22 protein-coding genes and 1 other RNA gene are annotated in these 23,661 nt (G+C 60.4%); 4 read left to right on the forward strand and 19 right to left on the reverse strand.

Going from position 1 to position 23,661, the window contains the following annotated elements:
• Positions 1 to 25: 25 nt before the first annotated feature.
• From lpxC to rsmI, 18 genes are all read right to left on the reverse strand, one after another.
• Entirely contained in the window at positions 26 to 937 is a 912-nt protein-coding gene (gene lpxC / locus ACA069_RS23450; RefSeq protein WP_007916984.1) for a UDP-3-O-acyl-N-acetylglucosamine deacetylase, read from the reverse strand.
• Between the two features lie 112 nt (positions 938 to 1,049).
• Positions 1,050 to 2,246, reverse strand: coding sequence for a cell division protein FtsZ (gene ftsZ, locus ACA069_RS23455; protein WP_187677994.1), 1,197 nt, complete (start codon positions 2,244 to 2,246; stop codon positions 1,050 to 1,052).
• A gap of 67 nt (positions 2,247 to 2,313) precedes the next feature.
• Positions 2,314 to 3,573, reverse strand: a complete 1,260-nt coding sequence (gene ftsA, locus ACA069_RS23460; RefSeq protein WP_187677995.1) for a cell division protein FtsA — start codon at positions 3,571 to 3,573, stop codon at positions 2,314 to 2,316.
• A 15-nt stretch (positions 3,574 to 3,588) separates the two neighbouring features.
• The gene (locus tag ACA069_RS23465) at positions 3,589 to 4,455 is read right to left on the reverse strand and encodes a cell division protein FtsQ/DivIB (protein WP_187677996.1); all 867 of its coding nucleotides are present in this window, start codon (positions 4,453 to 4,455) and stop codon (positions 3,589 to 3,591) included.
• Between the two features lie 4 nt (positions 4,456 to 4,459).
• A complete protein-coding gene (locus ACA069_RS23470; RefSeq protein WP_401272184.1) occupies positions 4,460 to 5,419 on the reverse strand; it encodes a D-alanine--D-alanine ligase in 960 nt (319 codons plus the stop codon).
• Positions 5,416 to 6,876: a UDP-N-acetylmuramate--L-alanine ligase gene (gene murC, locus ACA069_RS23475; RefSeq protein ID WP_305439712.1), complete on the reverse strand. Its 1,461-nt coding sequence runs from the start codon at positions 6,874 to 6,876 to the stop codon at positions 5,416 to 5,418. The genes ACA069_RS23470 and murC overlap by 4 nt, the downstream gene beginning before the upstream one ends.
• Positions 6,869 to 7,939, reverse strand: coding sequence for an undecaprenyldiphospho-muramoylpentapeptide beta-N-acetylglucosaminyltransferase (gene murG / locus ACA069_RS23480; protein WP_187677999.1), 1,071 nt, complete (start codon positions 7,937 to 7,939; stop codon positions 6,869 to 6,871). The genes murC and murG overlap by 8 nt, the downstream gene beginning before the upstream one ends.
• The gene (gene ftsW / locus ACA069_RS23485) at positions 7,929 to 9,146 is read right to left on the reverse strand and encodes a putative lipid II flippase FtsW (RefSeq protein WP_370872556.1); all 1,218 of its coding nucleotides are present in this window, start codon (positions 9,144 to 9,146) and stop codon (positions 7,929 to 7,931) included. Before ftsW ends, murG begins: the two co-directional genes overlap by 11 nt.
• Entirely contained in the window at positions 9,143 to 10,489 is a 1,347-nt protein-coding gene (gene murD, locus ACA069_RS23490) for a UDP-N-acetylmuramoyl-L-alanine--D-glutamate ligase (protein WP_187678000.1), read from the reverse strand. The genes ftsW and murD overlap by 4 nt, the downstream gene beginning before the upstream one ends.
• A gap of 5 nt (positions 10,490 to 10,494) precedes the next feature.
• Positions 10,495 to 11,577 (reverse strand): phospho-N-acetylmuramoyl-pentapeptide-transferase, encoded by a 1,083-nt coding sequence (gene mraY / locus ACA069_RS23495; protein WP_008082775.1) that lies wholly within the window; start codon positions 11,575 to 11,577, stop codon positions 10,495 to 10,497.
• A complete protein-coding gene (locus ACA069_RS23500) occupies positions 11,577 to 12,944 on the reverse strand; it encodes a UDP-N-acetylmuramoyl-tripeptide--D-alanyl-D-alanine ligase (RefSeq protein WP_497615330.1) in 1,368 nt (455 codons plus the stop codon). The genes mraY and ACA069_RS23500 overlap by 1 nt, the downstream gene beginning before the upstream one ends.
• Complete coding sequence (locus ACA069_RS23505; protein ID WP_187678003.1) at positions 12,937 to 14,400, reverse strand: UDP-N-acetylmuramoyl-L-alanyl-D-glutamate--2,6-diaminopimelate ligase; 1,464 nt, start codon at positions 14,398 to 14,400, stop codon at positions 12,937 to 12,939. The genes ACA069_RS23500 and ACA069_RS23505 overlap by 8 nt, the downstream gene beginning before the upstream one ends.
• Positions 14,400 to 16,139, reverse strand: coding sequence for a peptidoglycan D,D-transpeptidase FtsI family protein (locus ACA069_RS23510; RefSeq protein ID WP_187678079.1), 1,740 nt, complete (start codon positions 16,137 to 16,139; stop codon positions 14,400 to 14,402). Before ACA069_RS23510 ends, ACA069_RS23505 begins: the two co-directional genes overlap by 1 nt.
• A complete protein-coding gene (gene ftsL, locus ACA069_RS23515; protein WP_187678004.1) occupies positions 16,139 to 16,432 on the reverse strand; it encodes a cell division protein FtsL in 294 nt (97 codons plus the stop codon). Before ftsL ends, ACA069_RS23510 begins: the two co-directional genes overlap by 1 nt.
• Positions 16,429 to 17,376 carry a 16S rRNA (cytosine(1402)-N(4))-methyltransferase RsmH gene (rsmH, locus tag ACA069_RS23520; RefSeq protein ID WP_497615331.1) on the reverse strand — a complete coding sequence of 316 codons (948 nt, stop codon included), beginning with the start codon at positions 17,374 to 17,376 and terminating at the stop codon, positions 16,429 to 16,431. The genes ftsL and rsmH overlap by 4 nt, the downstream gene beginning before the upstream one ends.
• Entirely contained in the window at positions 17,373 to 17,828 is a 456-nt protein-coding gene (gene mraZ, locus ACA069_RS23525; protein ID WP_042560992.1) for a division/cell wall cluster transcriptional repressor MraZ, read from the reverse strand. Before mraZ ends, rsmH begins: the two co-directional genes overlap by 4 nt.
• Before the next feature lie 402 nt (positions 17,829 to 18,230).
• An RNA gene (gene rnpB, locus ACA069_RS23530) (RNase P RNA component class A) lies at positions 18,231 to 18,584 on the reverse strand.
• Positions 18,585 to 18,657: 73 nt separating this feature from the next.
• Complete coding sequence (gene rsmI, locus ACA069_RS23535) at positions 18,658 to 19,563, reverse strand: 16S rRNA (cytidine(1402)-2'-O)-methyltransferase (protein WP_187678005.1); 906 nt, start codon at positions 19,561 to 19,563, stop codon at positions 18,658 to 18,660.
• Between the two features lie 177 nt (positions 19,564 to 19,740).
• Here rsmI and ACA069_RS23540 point away from each other — a divergent pair, with 177 nt between their 5' ends.
• The 4 genes from ACA069_RS23540 (at position 19,741) to ACA069_RS23555 (ending at position 23,184) form a co-directional block, all read left to right on the forward strand.
• Positions 19,741 to 21,552 (forward strand): penicillin-binding protein activator, encoded by a 1,812-nt coding sequence (locus tag ACA069_RS23540; RefSeq protein WP_305439720.1) that lies wholly within the window; start codon positions 19,741 to 19,743, stop codon positions 21,550 to 21,552.
• Entirely contained in the window at positions 21,552 to 21,914 is a 363-nt protein-coding gene (locus tag ACA069_RS23545; RefSeq protein ID WP_187678007.1) for a YraN family protein, read from the forward strand. The genes ACA069_RS23540 and ACA069_RS23545 overlap by 1 nt, the downstream gene beginning before the upstream one ends.
• Positions 21,915 to 22,015: 101 nt before the next feature.
• Positions 22,016 to 22,609 carry a phosphoheptose isomerase gene (locus ACA069_RS23550; protein ID WP_008082788.1) on the forward strand — a complete coding sequence of 198 codons (594 nt, stop codon included), beginning with the start codon at positions 22,016 to 22,018 and terminating at the stop codon, positions 22,607 to 22,609.
• Positions 22,606 to 23,184 carry a BON domain-containing protein gene (locus ACA069_RS23555; RefSeq protein WP_187678008.1) on the forward strand — a complete coding sequence of 193 codons (579 nt, stop codon included), beginning with the start codon at positions 22,606 to 22,608 and terminating at the stop codon, positions 23,182 to 23,184. Before ACA069_RS23550 ends, ACA069_RS23555 begins: the two co-directional genes overlap by 4 nt.
• Before the next feature lie 51 nt (positions 23,185 to 23,235).
• Here ACA069_RS23555 and ACA069_RS23560 read toward each other — a convergent pair whose 3' ends face one another.
• Positions 23,236 to 23,649 carry a ClpXP protease specificity-enhancing factor gene (locus ACA069_RS23560; RefSeq protein ID WP_016985146.1) on the reverse strand — a complete coding sequence of 138 codons (414 nt, stop codon included), beginning with the start codon at positions 23,647 to 23,649 and terminating at the stop codon, positions 23,236 to 23,238.
• Positions 23,650 to 23,661 lie beyond the last annotated feature (12 nt).

Raw genomic sequence — 23,661 nt, forward strand, 5'->3', positions numbered from 1 at the left:
TCAAAAAACTAGAGAGGTTTTTTACTTACACGGCCGCAACAGGGCGCATGTAAGAGATTGGTGCGGTGCTGGCGTCTTCGAACGTCACCACTTCCCAAGCGTCTGTCTGCTCAATCAACTTGCGCAGCAGCTGGTTGTTCAGTGCATGACCGGACTTGAAGCCTTTGAACTCACCAATCAGGCTATTGCCCAGCAGGTACAGATCGCCAATGGCATCGAGGATCTTGTGCTTCACGAATTCGTCTTCATAGCGAAGGCCGTCTTCGTTCAGTACGCCATCGGCATCGACCACGATTGCGTTTTCAACGCTGCCGCCGAGTGCGAGGTTGTGCTTGCGCAGGTACTCGATGTCACTCATGAAACCGAAAGTACGGGCGCGGCTGACTTCTTTTACGAACGAAGTGCTGGAAAAATCCACGCTTGCACTTTGGGTGCGGTCCCGGAATACCGGGTGATCGAAATCGATCTCGAAGCTCACCTTGAACCCTTCGAAAGGGACGAAAGTGGCGCGCTTGTCGCCGTCTTCCACTGTCACTTCACGCAGGATGCGGATGAATTTCTTGGCGGCGTCCTGTTCTTCCAGGCCAGCCGATTGAATCAGGAATACGAAGGGTCCAGCGCTGCCATCCATGATCGGGACTTCGGACGCGGAGAGCTCGACGTAGGCGTTATCGATGCCCAGGCCAGCCATGGCCGAGAGCAAGTGCTCTACCGTGTCCACTTTGACGTCGCCGTTGATCAGCGTCGTCGACATAGTGGTTTCACCGACGTTTTCCGCGCGGGCAGGAATCTGCACCACAGGGTCGAGGTCAGCGCGACAAAACACAATGCCAGTGTCGACAGGCGCAGGCTTGAGGGTCAGATAGACCTTCTCACCGGAGTGCAGGCCTACACCTGTGGCACGGATAATATTTTTCAGTGTGCGTTGTTTAATCATGGCTTGGGCCGCTTCAGCGCAAATTGCGAACTGGTATCAACAAAGGCTGGCGATAATAGCAGACCGAGCCTTTGCTGAACACCAATCACCTTCATAGCCCTGATACATTCCATCAATCGGCCTGACGACGCAGGAATGCCGGGATGTCCAGGTAGTCCAGATCATCTTGCGGATTCATCTTCGCGGCAGCCGCAGCACCGGCCTGAGCCTGGTTGCGCATGACGGTCGGACGGTCCAGATCACGGTAGTTCACCGCCGGCGCTTCCTGACGGGACGGAGCCGGTTGTTGCACCTGAGAGGCAGCCATCGAAGTGTGAACGGTGTTGTCGATAACCTTCACAGGCTTCTCGATTTTCGCGCCCAGACCGGTGGCAACCACAGTCACGTGCAGTTCGTCGCGCATGTCCGGATCGATAACGGTACCGACCTTGACCATGGCGTGCTCGGAAGCGAAGGCTTCGATGATGCTACCCACGTCGGAGTACTCACCCAGGGACAGGTCAGGACCGGCGGTGATGTTCACCAGGATGCCGCGTGCGCCTTGCAGGTTCACGTCTTCCAGCAGCGGGTTACGAATGGCAGCTTCGGTGGCTTCACGTGCACGGTTCGGACCGCTGGCGCAGCCAGTGCCCATCATCGCCATGCCCATTTCGCTCATCACGGTACGTACGTCGGCGAAGTCGACGTTGATCATGCCCGGACGCTTGATGATGTCGGAGATACCGCGAACGGCACCGGCCAGTACATCGTCAGCCTTGGCGAAAGCCGACAAGAGGCTGGCGTCTTTACCGAGGATGGTCAGCAGCTTCTCGTTAGGAATGGTGATCAACGAGTCGACGCTTTCGGACAGCATGCGGATGCCTTCGTCGGCGATCTGCATACGCTTGCGGCCTTCGAACGGGAACGGACGGGTCACGACCGCAACGGTCAGGATGCCCATTTCCTTGGCCACTTCGGCGATGATCGGTGCAGCACCGGTACCGGTACCGCCGCCCATGCCAGTGGTGATGAACACCATGTTGGTGCCCTGCAGGACTTCGGCAATGCGCTCACGGTCTTCGAGAGCGGCCTGACGACCTACTTCAGGGTTGGCGCCAGCGCCGAGACCTTTGGTCACGCCGGTGCCCAGTTGCAGGATGGTACGCGCGCCGATGTTTTTCAGCGCTTGAGCATCAGTGTTGGCGCAGATGAATTCGACGCCTTCGATGTTGCTCTTGACCATGTGATTGACAGCGTTGCCGCCGCCACCGCCAACACCGATAACTTTGATTACCGGGCTTGCGGGGATGTTGTCTACGAGTTCGAACATTTTCCCTCTCCTTACATTCTCTAGTTTTTTCGCCTACTGCGTTTTGTTGCGGTGTTGCGGTAAAGCTTTAGAAGTTGCCTTGAACCCACTTCTTCAATCGGTCCAGCAGCGGCGCCTGTGGCTCGTCGCTGCTGTAGCTGTCGCGGCTGCCGATGCCGGAGAACGAAACTCCGTCGGACTGCTTTTGCAGGCCGTACATCAACAAGCCAACGCCAGTGGAATAAATCGGGTTGCGCACCACGTCATCCAGGCCTTTCACGCCATGCGGAACACCGAGGCGTACCGGCATATGGAAGATTTCTTCGGCGAGTTCTGTGGCGCCTTCCATCTTCGACGTACCGCCGGTCAGGACGATGCCGGCCGGGATCAGGTCTTCGTAACCGCTGCGACGCAGTTCAGCCTGGATCAGGGTGAACAGTTCGTCGTAACGCGGCTCGACCACTTCGGCCAGGGCCTGACGCGACAGTTCGCGCGGTGGACGATCGCCAACGCTCGGCACCTTGATGGTTTCGCCGGCACCGGCCAGTTTGGCCAGGGCGCAGGCGTAACGGATCTTGATCTCTTCGGCGTACTGGGTCGGAGTGCGCAACGCCATGGCGATGTCGTTGGTCACTTGATCACCGGCAATCGGGATCACCGCGGTGTGGCGGATCGCGCCTTCGGTGAAGATCGCGATGTCGGTGGTGCCGCCGCCGATGTCGACCAGGCACACGCCCAGTTCTTTCTCGTCGTCGGTCAGGACCGAGTAGGCCGAAGCCAGTTGCTCAAGAATGATGTCGTCGATTTCCAGGCCACAGCGACGCACGCATTTTTCAATGTTCTGTGCGGCGTTGACGGCGCAGGTGACCACGTGAACCTTGGCTTCCAGACGTACGCCGGACATGCCCAGAGGTTCGCGAACGCCTTCCTGGTTATCGATCACGTAATCCTGCGGCAGGGTGTGCAGCACGCGCTGGTCAGCCGGGATCGCCACTGCCTGGGCAGCGTCGAGAACACGCTCAAGGTCAGCCGAGCTGACTTCGCGATCACGAATCGCGACGATGCCGTGGGAGTTCAGGCTGCGGATGTGATTGCCCGCCACGCCGACGAACGCCGAGTGAATGCGGCAGCCCGCCATCAGTTGGGCTTCTTCGATCGCGCGCTGGATCGATTGCACGGTGGACTCGATATTCACCACCACGCCTTTTTTCAGGCCGCGGGACGGATGTGTACCGATACCGACGATTTCCAGCGTGCCGTCGTCCGAGACCTCGCCTACCAGCGCCACCACCTTGGAGGTGCCGATATCCAGACCGACGATCATTTTGCCGCTTTGCACGTTTGCCATGGGTCCTGCCTCTTCTTAATTCTTTGCGACAGCGGGTTGGGCTGTCGTCGGCGCTACTGGTTCCCGCCAGCCAACAGCGAGGCCGTTGGCGTAGCGCAGATCGATGCGCGCAATGTTCGTAATCTGTTCTTTGAGCGTCTTGTCGTAGATGGCGATGAAACGGCGCATCTTTTCCACCAGGTTGCCGCGTCCCAGCAGCAACTCGATGCCGGGGCCGGAACTGCCGGCACCGGTGGTCAGGAACCAGCTCCCGCGTTCACGCAATTCCAGGCGTGCAATCGAGAAGCCCAGCGGGCGCAACATCTGGCTCAGCACTTGGTACTGCTGCATCACTTGCTGCTGGGCCCGTTGGGGGCCGAACAGCTGTGGCAGGTGTTCGTAGTTCGCCAGTTCCCTGGGCGTAAACGCCTGGCCCTGGTTGTTCAGCAAAGACTCGTCACCCCAACGCGCCACCGGCAGTTGCTCTTCGAGGCGAATCACCACTTGATCGGGCCAGACCCGACGCACTTCGGCGTGGGCGATCCAGGGCATTTGCTCAAGTTCCTTGCGCATGCTCGCCAGATCGATGGTGAAGAAGCTCGCCGCCACAAAAGGGGCAATTCGCTGCTGCACCGCTTGCTGGCTGATGTAGCTCAGGTCGCCCTGCACGGCGATCTTGGTGATCGGCCGGTCGGCGTACGGCAGCAAACGCTGCGCGCCTTCGTAAGTACCGAACCCGAGCGCGACCAGCAGCACCGGCCAGAACAGGCTTTTCAGAAAACCGAAATTGGCTTTCGGCAGGCGCGCGGACATCGGCTCTTTGGCCACCATTCGGCTGGCACCCCGCGGCACCGGCTTGCGGCCGGGTGCGGGTGGCTGATGTCTGAGCTGAGCGCCTTGCATCGTCTTAACCTCTAGCGTCTTCAACACTGGCGGCCAGAATGGCCAGAACCAGTTGCTGGAAATCCAGACCGGCGGCACGGGCCGCCATCGGCACTAGACTGTGATCGGTCATGCCCGGTGCGGTGTTCACTTCCAGGAACCAGAACTGCCCGTCGGCGTCCTGCATCACGTCCGCCCTGCCCCAACCGGCGATACCCAGCGCCTCACAGGCCTTGGCCGTGAGATCCATGAGTTCCTGTTCCTTGGCGGCATCCAGCCCGCACGGAATGCGGTACTGGGTATCGTTGGCGATGTACTTGGCGTCGTAGTCGTAGAACGTGTGCGGTGTACCCAGGGCGATTGGAGGCAACACCTGGTCACGCAGGGTGGCGATGGTGAACTCCGGACCTTGAATCCATTGCTCAACCAAGACTTGCGAATCGTAGGTACTGGCCGCTTTCCATGCGTCGATCAACTCGGACGCAGAACTCACTTTGGCCATCCCGATACTTGAACCTTCATGCGCCGGTTTGACGATCAAAGGGAAGCCCAGTTCCGTCGCTGCCGAAATACAATCGGCTTCGCTGCACAGCACGGCGTGACGCGGCGTCGGAATCCCGAGGCTGTGCCAGACCTGCTTGGTGCGCAGTTTGTCCATTGCCAGTGCCGAAGCGAGGATGCCGCTGCCGGTGTACGGGATGCCCGCGCATTCGAGCAGGCCCTGCATGGAGCCGTCTTCGCCGCCGCGACCGTGGAGAATGATGAAGGCGCGGTCGATTTTCTCGCTGAGCAGACGCTGCAGAAAGTCTGCGCCGACGTCGATGCCGAACGCGTCCACGCCAGCGCTTTGCAGCGCCTCGAGCACGGCGTTACCGGATTTCAACGAAACCTCACGCTCGGCACTCAGGCCACCGAAAAGCACGGCGACACGGCCGAAGTCTTTCGGCGCGATAGTGGAGGACAGATTGGCGTAGGCAGCAGTCATTTCAACTTCCCCTCGACCGACGCCGCCACGGCGCCAGCGAACAACTCACTTTTCAACAGTTTCGGTGCGAGACCGCCGATATCACCGGCGCCCTGGCACAGCAGAATGTCGCCGGCACGCAGCAGCGGCTTGACCAGCGGCGCCAGATCGACGCCACGCTCGATGTAGATCGGATCTAGCTGACCGCGCTGACGGATGCTGTTGCACAGCTTGCGGCTGTCGGCGCCCGGGATCGGTTCTTCGCCGGCCGGGTAGACTTCCATCAGCAGCAGCACGTTGGCGTCGGCAAGTACATTGACGAAGTCGTCGTACAGGTCGCGAGTGCGGCTGTAACGGTGCGGCTGGTAAACCATCACCAGACGGCGCTCCGGCCAGCCACCGCGCACGGCTTTGATCACGGCAGCGACTTCGGTCGGGTGGTGACCGTAGTCGTCGACCAGCATCACGTGGCCGCCGTCCACCGGCAGTTCGCCGTAGACCTGGAAGCGTCGACCGACACCCTGGAACCCGGACAGGCCCTGAACGATGGCCTCATCACTGACGCCTTCGTCGGTGGCGATGCAGATGGTCGCCAGAGAGTTGAGCACGTTGTGGTTGCCGGGCATGTTCACCGACACTTCCAGCGGCTCGCGGTCAGGACGCAGTACAGTGAAGAACGTCTGCATGCCTTGCTGGCGCACATTGATTGCGCGCACGTCAGCGTCTTCGCTGAAGCCGTAAGTCACTGTCGGACGTTTGACCAGCGGCAGGATTTCGCGCACCACTGGATCGTCCAGGCACATCACGGCCAAACCGTAGAACGGCAGGTTGTGCAGGAACTCGACGAAGGTTTTCTTCAGTTTGTTGAAGTCACCGTCGTAGGTCGCCATGTGGTCGGCGTCGATGTTGGTGACCACGGCCACCAGAGGTTGCAGATGCAGGAAGCTCGCGTCGCTTTCGTCGGCTTCGGCGATCAGGTAACGGCTGGTGCCGAGCTGGGCATTGGTGCCCGCGGCATTCAGACGACCACCGATGACGAACGTCGGATCGAGGCCACCGGCAGCGAACACCGAAGCGATCAGACTGGTAGTAGTGGTTTTGCCGTGGGTACCGGCGACGGCGATGCCGTGGCGATAACGCATCAGCTCAGCCAGCATTTCGGCACGCGGCACCACCGGGATGCGGCGCTCCAGCGCGGTCGCGACTTCCGGGTTGGACGTGTTGACGGCGCTCGACACCACCAACACATCGGCAGCAGCGGCGTTCTCGGCGCGGTGGCCGATATAGATTTTCGCGCCGAACGATTCCAGACGCTCGGTCACCGGCGATGCTTTCAGGTCGGAACCGGACACTTCATAGCCCAGGTTCAACAACACTTCGGCAATGCCGCACATGCCCACGCCGCCGATGCCGACGAAGTGGATGCGACGGATGCGGCGCATTTCCGGTTGCGGCATGGCTTTCTGATTCTCAACCATGGGCCACCTCCAGACAGGTATCGACCACGCTACGGGTGGCATCGGGTTTCGCCAGACGGCGGGCCGCTTGGGCCATTTCTTCGAGTCGTTGCGGTTGCATCAAGACCTCTGTCAGGCGCGCGGCAAGGTCCGCGGCACCAGTCGTTCTTTGCGGCATCAGGAAGGCAGCGCCTTCACGGGCCAAATAATCGGCGTTGCGGGTCTGGTGATCGTCGATCGCGTGGGGCAAAGGCACCAGCATCGAGGGCAGACCGGCGGCAGCCAGCTCACTGATGGTCAACGCGCCTGCGCGGCACACCACCAGGTCAGCCCAGCCATAGGCCTGGGCCATGTCTTTGATGAACGGCTGCACCTGCGCGTCCACGCCGGCGGCGCGGTAGCGCTCTGCAGTCACTTCATCGTGGTTTTTGCCGGCCTGATGAAACACCTCTGGACGCAAATCGGCAGCGACTTGGGCCAGGGCTTCAGGCAGCAACTTGTTCAACGGTTCTGCGCCCAGGCTTCCGCCAAGGATCAGCAAACGCGCTTTGCGACCGGCCAGAGCAGGTCGCGATGTGTCGAGGAACAGCTCGCTGCGCACCGGGTTTCCGGTGGTACGGCGGCTGTCCGACAGAGTAAAGGTGTCGGGGAATGCTTCACACACCCGGGCGGCGAACGGCACCAGCAACCGATTGGCGGTGCCGGCAACAGCGTTCTGCTCGTGAACAATCACCGGCACGCCAGCCAGTTTCGCGGCGAGGCCACCGGGGCCAGTCACATAACCACCGAAGCCAACCACACACACCGGACGCAGCCGACGAATGATTGCGCGCGCCTGCCACACCGATTTAAGCAGCATGAACGGCGCCTTGAGCAGCGACAGCTTGCCCTTGCCGCGCAAGCCGCTGGCGTTGATGCGATGCAGTTCCAGCCCAGCGGCCGGGACCAGTTCGTTCTCGATCCCGCGTGGCGTGCCGAGCCAGTGCACGGTGTAGCCGCGCGCCTGAAACTCGCGGGCACAGGCCAGCGCCGGGAACACGTGGCCGCCGGTTCCGCCGGCCATAATCAATACGTTAGCGCCCATGATTCGGCTCCTCGGCGAAGTCGCTCTCATGGAATTCCATCTCTTCACTGCCCAGGTGGGTTCGACTCTCCCACTCGATCCTCAGCAACAAGCCGAGACAGGCACAGCAAATCACCAACGAACTGCCGCCGTAACTGAGGAACGGCAAGGTCAGACCTTTGGTTGGCAGCAGGCCGACGTTCACACCGATGTTGATCAGGAACTGACCGATCCACAGGAACGACAAGCCGTAAGCCACATAAGCGGCAAAAAACTGTTTGGCTTTCTCGGCCCACAAGCCGATGTACATGCCGCGAATACACACGAACACGAACAGCGCCACGGTGCACAGCGAACCCACCGCGCCCAGCTCTTCGGCCAGCACCGAGAACACGAAGTCGGTGTGCGCTTCCGGCAGGTAGAACTGCTTCTGCACGCTGTTGCCCAGACCCACGCCCAGCCACTCACCGCGACCGAACGCGATCAAGGCTTGCGACAACTGGTAACCGGCACCGAACTGGTCGGCCCACGGGTCGGCGAAGTTGGTAAGACGCGCCATCCGGTACGGCTGCATTTGAATCAGCAAGACCACGGCCCCGACCGCCAGCACCACCATCAGCGAGAAGCGGAACAAGCCGACCCCGCCGAGGAACAGCATCGCCGCCGCAGCGCCCATCATGACGACGGTGGCACCGAAGTCCGGCTCCATCAGCAACAGGCCGGCCATCGGCAGCAGCACGATGAATGGCTTGAAGAAGCCCATCCAGCTTTCGCGCACTTCTTTCTGGCGCCGCACCAGGTAACCGGCGAGGTAGATCACCACGAACACTTTGGCGATTTCCGATGGCTGCACGTTGAAGAAGCTGAAACCGATCCAGCGCATCGAACCGTTCACCTCTCGGCCAATGCCCGGGATGATCACCATCACCAGCAAGCCAAAGGCACCCAGCAGCATCAACCAGCCGAGGCGCTGCCAGGTGGCGATCGGAATCATCATGGTGACGATGCACGCGCCCAGCCCCAGCACCACATAAATAAGGTGACGGATCATGTAATACAGCGGACTGCCCGACTGCGCCGCCGCGACTTCGGTCGATGCCGAGGCGATCATGATCAGGCCCAGCCCCAACAACGCCAGGCAACCGGCAAGCATCGGGAAGTCGAGGTCGATCCCGCGTCCGGTGATGATCGGCGACGGATACGGCTTGATGATGTTGAGCAGGCTCATGCCAGTTCCTCCACGGCGCGGACGAACTGGTGACCACGGTCTTCGTAATTCTTGAACATGTCGAAACTGGCGCAGGCCGGCGACAGCAGCACCACGTCGCCCGCTTGCGCGGCGGCGCGACATTGCTCAACGGCTTCAACCAGCGAGGTGGCGCGAATCAGTGGCACGGCATCGCCGATGGCGTCACCGATCTTGTCCGAGTCGCGGCCCATCAGGATCACGGCGCGGCAGTTGGCCGCCACCGGATCACGCAGATCATTGAACTCGGCGCCCTTGCCGTCACCGCCGGCGATCAGAATGACCTTGCCGTCGATGTCCGCACCCAGGCCTTCGATGGCCGCCAGTGCGGCGCCAACGTTGGTGGCTTTGGAGTCGTTGTAATAAGCGACGCCGTCCAGATCACGCACCCACTGGCAGCGATGTTCGAGGCCGGCGAACGTGCGCAGGGCCGAAAGCATGGCGTCGAATGGCAGACCGACCGCATGGCCGAGCGCCAGCGCCGCCAAGGCGTTGGACTGGTTGTGGGCGCCACGAATTTTCAATTCGCGCACCGGCATCAGGTTCTGGAATTCGAAGGCCAGATACTTCTCGCCGTCTTCTTCACGGATACCGAATGCCTTGAAATCAGGTTTGCTCAGGCCGAAGGTCCAGCACGGCTGGCCCTCACCCATCAGCGGACGGGTCAGCGCGTCCTGACGGTTGACCACGAACTGCTTCGCGCCACGGAAGATCCGGTGCTTGGCCAGGTGATAGGCCGGCAGACCGCTGTAGCGATCCATGTGGTCTTCGCTGATGTTCAGAACGGTAGCCACTTCGGCGTTGAGCTGGTCGGTGGTTTCCAGCTGGAAACTCGACAGCTCCATCACGTACAGCTCGACATCGTCACTGAGCAGATCCAGCGCCGGCGTACCGAGGTTGCCGCCCACCGCCACGCGCTTGCCGGCCGCAGCCGCCATCTCGCCAACCAGCGTGGTGACGGTGCTTTTCGCGTTGGAACCGCTGATGGCCACGATCGGCGCCTGCGCGTTACGCGCGAACAGCTCGATGTCACCGGACAGTTTCACGCCACGGGCCGCGGCGGCTTGCAGGGCCGGGGTCGCCAGCGCCAGACCGGGGCTCACGTAGAGCTCGTCGGCACGGCACAGGAATTCGACGTCCAGCTCGCCACAACGCACTTCCACGTGCGGATAGTCACGCTTGAGCGTGGCCAGTTCCGGTGGATTTTCCCGCGTGTCAGCCACAGCAAACGACGTGCCCCGGTTCGCCAGGAAGCGAACCAGGGACATGCCGCTCTTGCCGAGGCCGACAACGATGCGGAAGTGGTCAGAAGCGATCAGAGACACTCGTTCTACCTCAGCTTCAGGGTGGCAAGGCCAACCAACACGAGAATCACGGTGATGATCCAGAAACGGACGATCACACGCGGCTCGGGCCAGCCCTTGAGTTCAAAGTGGTGGTGAATCGGTGCCATGCGGAACACGCGGCGACCGGTCAACTTAAAGGACGCAACCTGGATGACGACCGACAAGGTTTCCATCACGAACACGCCGCCCATGATGAACAGGACGATTTCCTGACGGACGATCACCGCGATGGTGCCCAGTGCAGCACCCAGCGCCAGTGCGCCGACGTCGCCCATGAATACTTGGGCCGGATAGGTGTTGAACCAGAGGAACCCCAGACCGGCACCGATCAATGCGCCGCAGAACACGATCAGTTCGCCCGCACCCGGCACATAAGGAATCAACAGGTATTCGGCGAATTTCACGTTACCCGACAGGTAGCAGAAAATGCCCAGGCCACCGCCGACCATCACGGTTGGCATGATCGCCAAACCGTCGAGGCCGTCGGTCAGGTTGACCGCGTTGCTCGAACCGACGATCACAAAGTAGGTCAGCACGATGAAGCCCAGGCCCAGCGGAATGCTGTAGTCCTTGAGCATCGGCAGGATCAACGTGGTTTCTACCGGCGTGCTGGCGGTCATATAAAGGAAGATCGCCGCGCCGAGGCCAAACACCGACTGCCAGAAATACTTCCAGCGGCTCGGTAGGCCACGGGAGTTCTTCTCGATGACTTTGCGGTAATCGTCAACCCAACCGATGGCGCCGAACAACAAGGTCACCAGCAGTACGGTCCAGACATAACGGTTGCTCAGGTCAGCCCAGAGCAAGGTGCTGACGCCGATAGAAGACAGAATCAGTGCGCCGCCCATGGTCGGAGTACCCGACTTGGACAGGTGCGATTGCGGGCCGTCGTTACGAACGGATTGACCGATCTGACGGTTCTGCAAAGTGCGGATCATCCACGGGCCATAGCACAGCGACAAAACCAGCGCGGTCAGCACACCGAGAATCCCGCGCAGGGTCAGGTACTGAAAGACCGCGAAGCCTTTGTAGAACTGTTGCAGATACTCCGCTAGCAGCAGCAGCATTAATGTTTCTCCAGACTGGACCCGCACAGAGCCGCAACGATGTTTTCCATCGCTGCACTGCGCGAACCCTTGATCAAAATGGTGGTGTTTGTGTCCTGCTCGGCGTCGAGGGCCTGGATCAGTTCGGCTTGCGTGCCGAAGTGATGCGCCTGTTCACCGAAAGCGTTTACGGCGTGAACCATGTTCGGCCCAACGGCATAAAGCGCGGAAACCTTGCCCCGGGCGTATTCGCCCACGTCGCGGTGCCCCTGCTCCGCCCAATCGCCCAACTCGCCGATATCTCCGAGCACCAGGACGGTGCGGCCGGAAAAGCCGGCGAGTATATCAACGGCCGCGCACATTGAGGTGGGGTTTGCGTTGTAAGTGTCATCGATCACGCGCATGCCGTTTTTCGCCAGTTGCGCGACGGTGCGGCCCTTGACCGGTTGCACCGCGCCAAGCCCGGTGGCGATGCCGAACAGCGACACGCCCAACGCATGTGCGGCAGCAGCAGCGGCCATCGAGTTGGCGACGTTATGGGTGCCGAGCAGATTCAGTTGAACGCGCTCCGAACCTTCAGGCGTGTGCAGATTGAACGCCGGGCAACCCCGGGCATCGGTGCTCAGGTCGCTGGCGTAGAAGTCAGCTTGCGAATTGCTCAGGGCGAAGGTCAGCACTTTGCGAGCACCCGCGCGGGTCTTCCAGATACCGAAGGCCTTGTCGTCGAGATTCAGCACGGCGATGCCATCAGCCGCCAGACCTTCGATGATTTCACCTTTGGCTTCGACGATTTTTTCCGGGCCGCCGAACTCACCGACGTGAGCGGTGCCGGCATTGTTGAGGATCGCCACATGCGGCTTGGTCAGCCCGACCGTGTAGGCGATTTCACCCAGACGCGAAGCGCCCAGTTCGATCACGGCCGAGGTGTGTTCCGCGGCCAGTTCGATCAGGGTCAGCGGTACGCCGAGGTCATTGTTCAGATTGCCACGGGTCGCCAGCACCGGGCCGCGCGTGCGCAGGATGCTTGCGAGCATTTCCTTGACCGTGGTCTTGCCACTGGAACCGGTCACGGCAGCCACTGGCTGAGTGAAGGCGGCGCGGTTCAAGGCACCCAATTGGCCCAAGGCCTGACGGGTATCCTTGACCAACAGCTGCGGCAACGTGCTGTCGGCGACTTCACGCTCGACCAGCGCTGCTACGGCGCCTTTGGTGGCGACGTCGTTCAGATAATCGTGACCATCGAAACGCGGGCCGGTCAGGGCAATAAACAGTTGGCCAGGCTTGATCGCGCGGCTGTCGATGCTCACACCGTCGAAACTGGCATCGGCGCTGATCAAGCGTGCGTCGAGCGCGTTGGTCAATTCACTGAGTTTCAGGGCTTTAAGCATGGGCCACCTCCCAAGCGGTCAAGGCGTGATCGGCCTCGACCAGATCAGAGAAGGCATGGCGCTCGCCGTTGATTTCCTGATAGTCCTCGTGACCTTTGCCAGCCAGCACAATCACGTCATCGGCCGAAGCAGCGGCAATCAATTGCGCGATGGCCTGACCACGGCCAGCCACGAACGTGACTTTATCCACAGCGGTAAAACCGGCACGGATGTCATCGAAAATCACTGCCGGGTCTTCGGTGCGCGGATTGTCATCGGTGACCAGCACTTGATCGGCCAGACGCTCGACCACTTCGGCCATCAACGGACGCTTGCCACGATCACGATCACCGCCACAGCCGAACAGGCACAGCAACTGACCTTTGACGTGCGGACGCAATGCCGTGAGAACTTTTTCCAGCGCATCCGGGGTGTGGGCGTAATCAACCACCACCAGCGGCTGAGTACCGCCGCCAAGACGCTGCATGCGTCCGGCCGGGCCTTCGAGCTTCGGCAACACTTTGAGAATTTCGTCGAGTGCGTAATCCAGGCCGAGCAAAGCACCGACCGCAGCCAGTACGTTGCTCAGGTTGAAACGACCGAGCAAGGTGCTGCGCAGATGATGTTCGCCCTGCGGCGTCACCAGCGTGGCGCGTACGCCGTGGTCGTCGAACTGCGCTTCGCGACAGAACAGATAAGCGCTGCTGTCGAGCAGGCTATAGGTGATCAAGCGCGACTCACGTTTTTCAGCAGCCAGTTGCCGGCCGAAATCGTCGTCGAGGTTGACCACGCGGCACTTCAGATCATTCCAGGCGAACAGCCGGGCCTTGGCCTCGGCGTAAGCCTCCATGGTGCCGTGATAATCGAGGTGATCGCGGGACAGGTTGGTCATCACTGCCACGTCGAACGCCAGCGCAGTCACCCGGCCTTGATCCAGACCATGGGACGAGACTTCCATGGCCACGGCTTTCGCGCCGGCCTTTTTCAGGTCGCCCAAAGTCGCTTGCACGGCAATCGGGTTCGGCGTGGTGTGCAGACCGCTTTCCAATGCGCCATAGAAGCCGGAACCGAGGGTGCCGACAATGCCGCAATGCTGACCAAGCAGATCCAATGCCTGCGCGACCAGTTGGGTCACGCTGGTTTTACCGTTGGTGCCGGTGACGCCGATCAAGTTCAGATGATGGCTTGGTTCGCCGTAAAAACGCCCGGCGATATCTGACAACTGCGCCGCGAGCCCCTTGACCGGAATCAACGGAACGTCAGTGATAGGCAGGACGGTAGCGCCCTCCACTTCATAGGCCACAGCGGCAGCGCCGCGCGCCAGTGCATCGGCAATGTGCGCACGGCCATCGAATTTGCCGCCCGGCACCGCGAGGAACAAATCACCCGCGCGCACGTTACGGCTGTCCAGCGCCAATTCACGGATCAACAGATCGTGGCCGGCGTGGGGGAATATTTTGTTCAGACTTAATGACATCAGCCGCGCCCTCCATTGGCTTTCAGCGGAATAACCGGGGTGGCGTTGGCCTGTTGCGTGGTCGGCAGATTGTCCGGAGTCACGTTCATCAGACGCAGGGTGCCGGACATCACACGGCTGAAAACCGGCGCCGATACCAGACCACCGAAGTAACCGGCCTTGGACGGTTCATCGATCACCACAACAATGGCGTAACGCGGATCGCTCATCGGGCCGAAACCGGCGAACAGCGAACGGTAAGAGTTTTCGGCGTAGCCCTTGGTGCCGACCGAGGTCTTGCGCGCAGTACCCGACTTGCCGGCCACGTGATACGCCGGCACCTGCGCACGGAAAACGCCGCGTGGGGCCTCAATCACTTGGGTCAACATGCCCTGCATGGTTTTCGCGACAGCTTCAGGAAGCACCTGAGTGGTCTGCGGCGGCTTGTCGGTTTTGATCAGGGTGAGCGGCGCGAGGCGACCGTTGTTGGCCAACGCAGAGAAGGCGTGAACCAGCTGAATCGCGGTCACGGAAATACCGTAGCCGTAAGACAGCGTCGCGGTTTCAGCCTTGCGCCAATCGCGGTAGTTCGGCAGGTTGCCGACGCGCTCGCCCGGGAAGCCGAGGCCGGTGTCCTGGCCCAGACCGACTTTCTGCGCGAGACGGTAAATGGTTTCACCGCCAATATCGAACGCGACCTTACTCATGCCGACGTTACTGGAATTGATCAGGATGCCGGTCATGTCCAGCACCGGGCCTTCGCTCTTGGAAACGTCCTTGATCGTGTACTTGCCGATCTGCAGAGTGCCCGGATACACCTCGACGGTGTCGGTCGGTTTCCAGCGGCCGGACTCGATGGCAGCACTCATCGAGATGGCTTTCATGGTCGAACCCGGTTCGAACACGTCGATCATCGCGCGGTTACGCATCATTGCCGGCTGCAGGTTGCGGCGGTTGTTCGGGTTGTAGGTCGGCTGGTTGACCATGGCCAGAATTTCGCCGGTCTTCACGTCCATGATCACCAGGCTGCCGGCCTTGGCGCCGTTCTCGATGATCGCGTTACGCAGTTCGCGGTTGGCCAGATATTGCAGACGCAGGTCAATGGACAACGCCAAGGGCTTGCCGGCCTTGGCGTTTTTGGTGACCTGGACATCCTTGATCAGCCGTCCGCGCCGATCCTTGATGACCTGCCGCTTGCCGGGTACACCGGCGAGCCATTCGTCATAAGCCAGTTCGACACCTTCGCGACCGTGATCATCGATGTCGGTAAAGCCGACCATGTGCGCCGTGACTTCACCGGCCGGATAGAACCGGCGGAATTCTTCGATGCCGTAGACGCCCGGCACTTTAAGGTCGAGCACAGACTGGCCCTGCTCGGGGGTCAACCCGCGCACCAGATAAATGAATTCTTTGTTGGCTTGCGCTTCGAGGCGCTCGGTCAGGGCTTTCGGGTCCTGACCCAACGCGGCGGCCAGTGCCGGCCACTTCTCTTTGGCGGTCTGCATTTCCTTGGCGTTGGCCCACAGCGTGGTCACCGGGGTACTCACGGCCAACGGCTCGCCGTTACGGTCGGTGATCAGACCACGGTGAGCAGGAATCGGGATGTGACGAAGACTGCGCGCGTCGCCCTGGCCTTTGAGGAAGTCACGGTCAACCACTTGCAGGTCGATGATGCGCCAGCAGATCGCCGCAACCATCACGCCGAGCAACGCCACCATCAGACGGAAGCGCCAAGGGAAGAGTGCGCCTTCGAGTTTCATCATGGCGCCACCATCTTCACGTCAGCCGCGCCCGGGATGTGCATCTTCAATTGTTCGGTGGCCAGCACTTCGATCCGGCTGTGCGCGGTCCAGGTGCTTTGCTCAAGAATCAGCCGGCCCCACTCGGCCTGCGCCTTGTCGCGCACGCTGAGTTCGTTGTAAAGGTTGTTGAGCAACTGGCGGTTCCAATGCGCGCTGTAAGACACGCCGATGGCCGACACGAGCACGCCGACAAACAGCAGCAGCATGAAAAAGCTGCCGCCGGGCAGTGGCTTGGCGAAAAGCTTGCTCACCGCAACTTCTCCGCGACGCGCATGACGGCGCTACGGGAACGTGGGTTGGCTTTGAGTTCGGCGTCGGAGGCCGTCTGCGCTTTGCCATGGACTTTGATTTTCGGTTCGAACGCTACGTGGCGAACCGGCAGGTTGCGCGGCAGGTTGTCGGCTTCGCCTTTCACCAGCTTGCGCATGAACAGTTTGACGATGCGGTCTTCCAGCGAGTGGAAGCTGATCACGACCAGACGGCCGCCGACTTCCAGGGCGTCCAGTGCGGCTTCAAGGCCGGCTTCCAGATCGCCCAGCTCGTTGTTGACGTGAATACGCAAACCCTGGAACGCACGGGTAGCCGGGTTCTTGCCCTTCTCCCAAGCCGGGTTGGCAACCTTGAGTACTTCAGCCAGATCGGCGGTGCGCTCGAAAGGCTTGATATCGCGACGCTCGGCGACGGCGCGAGCCATGCGACCGGAGAAACGCTCTTCGCCGTATTCCTTGAACACACGGGCGATTTCCTCAGCCGGCGCGGTGTTAACGAACTCGGCAGCGCTGATGCCACGGGACGGATCCATGCGCATGTCGAGCGGGCCGTCGTTGAGGAAACTGAAGCCGCGTTCAGCGTCGTCGAGCTGCGGCGAAGACACGCCCAGGTCGAGCAGGATGCCGCTGACCTTGCCGGCCAGACCACGTTCGGCGACGACCGAACCGAGCTCGGCAAAGCTGCGCTGCACAACGACAAAGCGGCCGTCTTCGGCCGCTAGCGTTTGCCCGGTGGCAATCGCTTGTGGATCCTTGTCGAATCCGATGAGTCGCCCGTCAGTCCCGAGCTGGCTGAGGATCAACCGACTGTGCCCGCCGCGCCCGAACGTGCCGTCCAGATAGCAGCCATCAGGACGTACGGCGAGAGCCTCGACGGCTTCGTCAAGCAGTACGGTGATGTGGTTAAAGCCGCTATCAATAGTCACAGGATCAAATCACGCAGTTCATCAGGCATCGCGCCCGGTTGTTGAATGGCAGCAAGGTCAGCGGCAGATACCGCGTTCCATGCATCCTCGTCCCACAATTGGAACTTGTTCAGTTGGCCCACCAGCATCGCTTTCTTATCAAGCTTGGCGTATTCGCGCAGACGCGGTGGAACCAGAAAACGACCGCTGCCATCGAGTTCGAGGTCGACGGCATTACCAATCAATAAACGTTGCAGGCGACGGTTCTCTTCGCGAAGCGAAGGGAGTGCGCGCAACTTGGTTTCAATAATTTCCCACTCGTCGAGCGGATAGACACACAGACACGGATCAACGGCATCAATGGTGACGATCAATTGGCCGGAACTGCGCGAATCGAGCTCGTCACGGTACCGGCTCGGCATAGCGAGACGGCCCTTTGCATCGAGACTGATAGCGTTAGCTCCGCGAAACACGTCTGCGTTTCTCCAATTTTTATCGTTTTGAGCTCAAAAAACCCACTTCATGCCACTTTCCGCCACTTGCGCACACTATAGGAATGCGCCCACCACACCGTCAAGGCGCGGATTAAAGGAAAACCCTTACAGAACGGAGATTTAGGAGCATAAAAGGAGGCACAACGAGAATCTGGCGGAGACTTTTGACCCATAACTTGATGCAGCACTGAAAGCTGCGCTCGAAAGTTAAAGTAATTTGTTAAGAGTAAGATTTTTTCGGTATTACGAAGGCGCTTCTGCTGTTGATTGAAGCAGGGTGGGAAATGGCTATTACTGCATTTGCCGCTGCCGAACTTTCAGCGTGGGCCTGCTGATAATACACAGCCCCGATAACACTGATTCAAGCAGGGAAAGAAAAAGGTGGAGAGTCGATCTGTAAGCCGGGTTCTGTCTTGAACAGTCATTCGTCTACGATGGCCATCACTGGACATCTTTAGCAACCTACCCGGTCCCAGCGCGGGCCACGCCTTGGGACCCTATTTGGTCTTGCTCCAAGTGGGGTTTACCTAGCCACGAACTGTTGCCAGACGTGCGGTGCGCTCTTACCGCACCTTTTCACCCTTACCGTCGCCGAAGCGCTTAGGCGGTTATTTTCTGTGGCACTTTCCGTAGGCTCACGCCTCCCAGGCATTACCTGGCACTTCGCCCTATGGAGCCCGGACTTTCCTCCCCCCCCTAATTTTCATAGAGGGCAGCGACTGTCCGATCGACTCTCCGCCGCGAAGGTTAACGGCAGAGCGGCCGAAGAACAAGCGCTAAAAGCCCCAAGACCGCTATGGGCGACGGCTTACACGTCTTTCTGTTTGTCCAGCGCGACCTGATACAGCACGTTTTTGCGCTCACCGGTGATCTGCGCTGCCAACGCAGCGGCACGCTTGAGCGGCATCTCTTCGAGCAACAGATTGAGGACGCGCATCGCCTCGCTGCTAACGGCGTCTTCAGACTCCGGCGCTGTCCAGCCTGCGACCAACACCACGCACTCGCCGCGCTGCTGATTGCTGTCGGACTCGACGAACGCGCGCAATTCAGCCAGGGGCAATCCTTTGAGGGTTTCGAAGGTTTTGGTTATCTCACGAGCCAGCAATGCCTGGCGCTCACCACCGAACACCGCCTCCATATCCTGCAGACATTCAAGAATGCGATGCGGGGCCTCGTAGAAAATCAGCGTGCGCGGCTCTTCCTTAACCGCTTCCAGGCGCGCCTTGCGCCCAACCGACTTGGCCGGCAGAAAACCTTCGAAGATGAATCGGTCGGATGGCAGGCCTGCCGCCGACAATGCCGCGATCAAGGCGCAAGCGCCGGGCACCGGCACCACATTGATCCCCGCGGCACGGGCCTGACGCACAAGGTGATAGCCCGGATCGGAAATCAGCGGCGTACCGGCATCGGAAATCAGCGCAACGTTGTCGCCCGCCAGCAAACGAGTAATAAAGCGGCTACCTTCATCTCGTTCGTTATGTTCGTGGCAAGCGGCCAACGGCGTGGAGATACCGAAGTGCTGCATCAGTCGCTGCGAGTGACGCGTGTCCTCGGCAGCAATCAATGCCACTTCGCGGAGAATTTTCAGTGCCCGGGCGCTGATGTCGTCCAGGTTGCCGATGGGCGTCGCCACCACATAAAGCGAGCCAGCAGCGGAATTCAAAGGACCTGGAGCAGTCAAAGCGCACACCTCATGATCGGTAAAAGCCGGCATTGTAACGCGTCACGAGGCTTGCGATGCGCTCTGCCCGCACACGGTTTTGCGCGCAGATGTGCGGCTCCGCAACATTTACTCCAGCTAAATTGACTGTTTCACGCCACTAACATCGCGCCCCGGCCAGTGCTTGGGTACAATTCCACGCTAATTTGATCGAGTATCAGGAACACTTACATGATCGCTTGCCTGCGGCTGTTCACTGCCCTCTGCCTCGCTGCCCTTTTGGCGGCCTGCGCCAGCTCCCCTTCCTCCAGCCTTGGCGAACTTCCACGGACTCCGGATGCCAGCATCGAGCAACTGCTCGAACAGGCTACCCAGGCTAAAACCCCGGAAAAAGCCGCCCTGCTGCGCCTGAGCGCAGCGGATCTGGCTTATCGTCAGGGCAATGCCGGACAGTCCGCGCAAATCCTGCAACAAGTGCCCGTTGAACAGCTAAAGCCGGGGCAGCAGATTTTTGCTAACACGTTGGCCGCCGAACTGGCCATGACCCGCAATCAGCCGAAAGCCGCGCTGACCGCACTGAGCCACCCGAGCCTGCAAAAGCTGGGTGAGATGCCGGAAGAGCAGCAGGTGCGCACCGGCACCGTTCATGCCCGCGCCCTCGAAGCCGATGGCCAGACGCTGGCCGCCGCCCGCGAGCGCATCTTCATTGCGCCGATGCTGCAAGGCGAAGCCGCGAGCAAGAACCACGAAGCGATCTGGACACTGATTGCCTCGCTGCCGACCGACCAATTGCAACCAAACAGCACCGATGACCTCGGTGGCTGGATGGCTCTGGCGCAGGCGGTTAAAACCGCTGGCACCCTGGAGCAGCAGCAGGCCGCTATCGACACCTGGCGCGCACAGAATCCAAAGCACCCAGCAGCGATCAACCTGCCACTGCCGCTGACCAAGCTCAAGGAACTGGCCAGCCAGCCCCTGAGCAAAATCGCCCTGCTGCTGCCGCAAGACGGCCAGCTGGCTTCAGTCGGCAAAGCATTGCGTGAAGGTTTCATGGCCGCGCACTACCAGGCTCAACAGGCCGGGCAGAAACCACCAGCCATCGAGTTCTACGACAGCTCGAAACTGACCTCGATGGACGAGTTCTACCGCAAGGCTCAGGCAGACGGCGTGCAATTGGTCGTTGGCCCGCTGGAAAAACCACTGGTCAAACAACTGAGCACCCGCCCGCAACTACCAATCACCACCCTGGCGCTGAACTACAGCGAAGGCGATCAAGGCCCGGCGCAACTGTTCCAGTTTGGTCTGGCCGCTGAAGACGAAGCCCGCGAAGTCTCCCGTCGCGCCCGCGCCGACGGCCTGCACCGCGCCGCAATCATGGTGCCCAAAGGCGAATGGGGTGACCGCGTGCTGCGTGCGTTCAGCCAGGACTGGCAAGCCAATGGCGGCAGCATCGTTGCCACAGAGCGTGTTGATCAGCCGGTGCAACTCGCCCAGCAGATCGCCGACATGTTCCAGTTGCGCCAGAGCGAAGCCCGCGCCAAGAGCCTGCAGAATGCGGCTGGCACCAACGTCGCCGCACAGCCTTCGCGTCGTCAGGACATTGAGTTCATCTTCCTTGCTGCCACTCCACAGCAAGCGCAGCAGATCAAGCCGACCCTGAACTTCCAGTACGCTGGTGATGTTCCGGTTTACGCGACCTCCCACGTGTACAGCGCCAGCGGCGATGTGAACCAGTACAACGACATGAACGGCATTCGCTTCTGCGAAACCCCATGGCTACTGGAAGCCAACGATCCGCTGCGCCAGCAAGTCACCGCACAGTGGCCACAAGCCGCCGGCAGCCTCGGCCGCCTGTATGCCATGGGCGTCGACGCCTATCGTCTGGCGCCGCGTTTGGGCCAACTCAAAGCCCTGCCGGACAGCCGCATCGAAGGGCAGTCGGGCAGCCTCGGCATGACTCAGACTCAGCGTGTTGTGCGTCAGTTGCCTTGGGCGCAGTTTGTCAGCGGTCAAATTCAACGCCTGCCGGACACCGCGCGCTAATGCCCGACAGGTCACGCTCGCAAAGCGGTAAAGATGCCGAGCGCCATGCGCTCGAGCATCTGCAGAAACAGGGGCTGCGACTGTTGGCGCAGAACTGGTTATGCAAACGCGGCGAGCTTGATCTGGTCATGCTTGATGGCGATACAGTAGTATTCGTTGAAGTTCGCTACAGAAAAAACACTCAATGGGGTGGCGCGCTCGCTAGCATCGATGGGCGCAAGCAGCAGAAACTGATTTTCGCTGCGCAGTATTTTCTTCAGCGCGAGACGCGCTGGGCCAATTCCCCCTGCCGCTTCGACGTGGTGGCCATCGACAGCCATCCGAGTCAGTTGAACTGGTTGCAGAATGCTTTCGACAGTTGATCTGCATCCAACCCGGACTTTTTCATCCGACACATTTTGCTCTTTGCTTTGCGGGCTGCACATTCACGTGCCGGACAGCCGCGCTACTTAAGGTCACACAGATGGACATGCAATCCCGAATTCGCCAGCTTTTCCAGGCCAGTATCGACACCAAGCAACAGGCGATGGACGTACTTGCACCGCACATCGAGCAAGCCAGCCAGATCATGGTCAACGCCCTGCTCAACGAAGGCAAAATGCTTTCGTGCGGCAACGGCGGCTCCGCCGGCGATGCGCAGCACTTTTCCTCGGAGTTACTCAACCGCTTCGAGCGCGAGCGCCCGAGCCTGCCAGCCATCGCCCTGACCACCGACACATCGACGATCACCTCGATCGCCAACGACTACAGCTACAACGAAGTGTTCTCCAAGCAGATCCGTGCGCTCGGTCAGCCAGGCGATGTTTTGCTGGCTATTTCGACCAGCGGTAACTCGGCGAACATTATTCAAGCGATCCAGGCCGCACATGATCGCGAAATGATTGTCGTAGCTTTGACCGGACGCGATGGCGGCGGCATGGCGTCGCTGCTGTTGCCCGAGGACGTCGAGATTCGCGTACCGGCCAACGTCACTGCACGTATTCAAGAAGTCCACTTGCTGGCGATCCATTGCCTCTGCGATCTGATCGACAGCCAACTGTTCGGGAGTGAAGAATGACCCCTAATCGCCTTGGCCTTCTGGCCTTGACCCTGTGCCTCGGCATCAGCGGCTGCACCTCGGTGGTGAACGCCAGCCGTGAAGCGCCGATCGAAGACGACCGCGGCACCCGTACCTTCGGCAGCAAGATCGACGATTCGCTGATCGAAACCAAAGTAGGCGTGAACATCGCCAAGGCCGATCCGGCGCTGGACAACGACTCGCACATCGTCGCCACCAGCTTCAACGGCGTAGTGCTGCTGGCGGGTCAAACGCCGCGCGAAGACCTCAAGGCCAAGGCCGAACAGGCCGCCGCCAATGTGCAGCGCGTGAAGAAGGTGCACAACGAACTGCAAGTGCTGCAGCCCTCCTCCTTGCTGGCTCGCCAGAACGACGCGTGGCTGACCACCAAGATCAAGACACAGATGCTCACCGACGCCAGTATTCCGGGCTCGCGCATCAAGGTTGTGACCGAGAACGGCATCGTTTACCTGCTGGGCCTGCTGACCAAACAGGAAGCCACCCAGGCAACCAATCTGGTCCAGGGTGTTTCCGGCGTGCAGAAGATCGTGAAACTGTTCGAATACATCGACTGATAGCTGAAACGCGCACACAAAAAAGGCGATCCATCCGGATCGCCTTTTTTATTACTTCACCACTTTCAAACTTGGCCGGCCGCTAGGGCGCGGTGGCTCGCTGTCCGGTGGCGGCAAGTCGTCATCCGGCTCGATGTCGTCTTCGTCATCCATCGGCGACTCGATATCGAACACCATGCCCTGCCCGTTCTCCCGGGCGTAGATGCCCAGGATTGCGCTGATCGGCACGTACAGACTGTGCGGGACACCACCGAAGCGACCTTCGAAGGTCACTACGTCGTTGTCCATGTGCAGATGCCGCACAGCGCTGGGCGAGATGTTCAGGACAATCTGCCCGTCACTGGCGAAACCCTGCGGCACCTGCACCGCTGGGTACTCGGAGTTGACCAGCATGTGCGGGGTGCAATCGTTATCCACAATCCACTCGTAGAGCGCGCGGACCAGATAAGGTCGACTGGAGTTCATAGCGGCTCCTTA

The sequence above is a fragment of the Pseudomonas sp. LBUM1652 genome (assembly GCF_059716105.1).

Coding starts and splice junctions, on each gene's coding strand:
- lpxC (WP_007916984.1), bottom strand. CDS start 937: ATGATTAAACAACGCACACTGAAAAATATTATCCGTGCCACAGGTGTA.
- ftsZ (WP_187677994.1), bottom strand. CDS start 2,246: ATGTTCGAACTCGTAGACAACATCCCCGCAAGCCCGGTAATCAAAGTT.
- ftsA (WP_187677995.1), bottom strand. CDS start 3,573: ATGGCAAACGTGCAAAGCGGCAAAATGATCGTCGGTCTGGATATCGGC.
- ACA069_RS23465 (WP_187677996.1), bottom strand. CDS start 4,455: ATGCAAGGCGCTCAGCTCAGACATCAGCCACCCGCACCCGGCCGCAAG.
- ACA069_RS23470 (WP_401272184.1), bottom strand. CDS start 5,419: ATGACTGCTGCCTACGCCAATCTGTCCTCCACTATCGCGCCGAAAGAC.
- murC (WP_305439712.1), bottom strand. CDS start 6,876: ATGGTTGAGAATCAGAAAGCCATGCCGCAACCGGAAATGCGCCGCATC.
- murG (WP_187677999.1), bottom strand. CDS start 7,939: ATGGGCGCTAACGTATTGATTATGGCCGGCGGAACCGGCGGCCACGTG.
- ftsW (WP_370872556.1), bottom strand. CDS start 9,146: ATGAGCCTGCTCAACATCATCAAGCCGTATCCGTCGCCGATCATCACC.
- mraY (WP_008082775.1), bottom strand. CDS start 11,577: ATGCTGCTGCTGCTAGCGGAGTATCTGCAACAGTTCTACAAAGGCTTC.
- ACA069_RS23500 (WP_497615330.1), bottom strand. CDS start 12,944: ATGCTTAAAGCCCTGAAACTCAGTGAATTGACCAACGCGCTCGACGCA.
- ACA069_RS23505 (WP_187678003.1), bottom strand. CDS start 14,400: ATGTCATTAAGTCTGAACAAAATATTCCCCCACGCCGGCCACGATCTG.
- ACA069_RS23510 (WP_187678079.1), bottom strand. CDS start 16,139: ATGAAACTCGAAGGCGCACTCTTCCCTTGGCGCTTCCGTCTGATGGTG.
- rsmI (WP_187678005.1), bottom strand. CDS start 19,563: ATGCCGGCTTTTACCGATCATGAGGTGTGCGCTTTGACTGCTCCAGGT.
- ACA069_RS23540 (WP_305439720.1), top strand. CDS start 19,741: ATGATCGCTTGCCTGCGGCTGTTCACTGCCCTCTGCCTCGCTGCCCTT.
- ACA069_RS23545 (WP_187678007.1), top strand. CDS start 21,552: ATGCCCGACAGGTCACGCTCGCAAAGCGGTAAAGATGCCGAGCGCCAT.
- ACA069_RS23550 (WP_008082788.1), top strand. CDS start 22,016: ATGGACATGCAATCCCGAATTCGCCAGCTTTTCCAGGCCAGTATCGAC.
- ACA069_RS23555 (WP_187678008.1), top strand. CDS start 22,606: ATGACCCCTAATCGCCTTGGCCTTCTGGCCTTGACCCTGTGCCTCGGC.
- ACA069_RS23560 (WP_016985146.1), bottom strand. CDS start 23,649: ATGAACTCCAGTCGACCTTATCTGGTCCGCGCGCTCTACGAGTGGATT.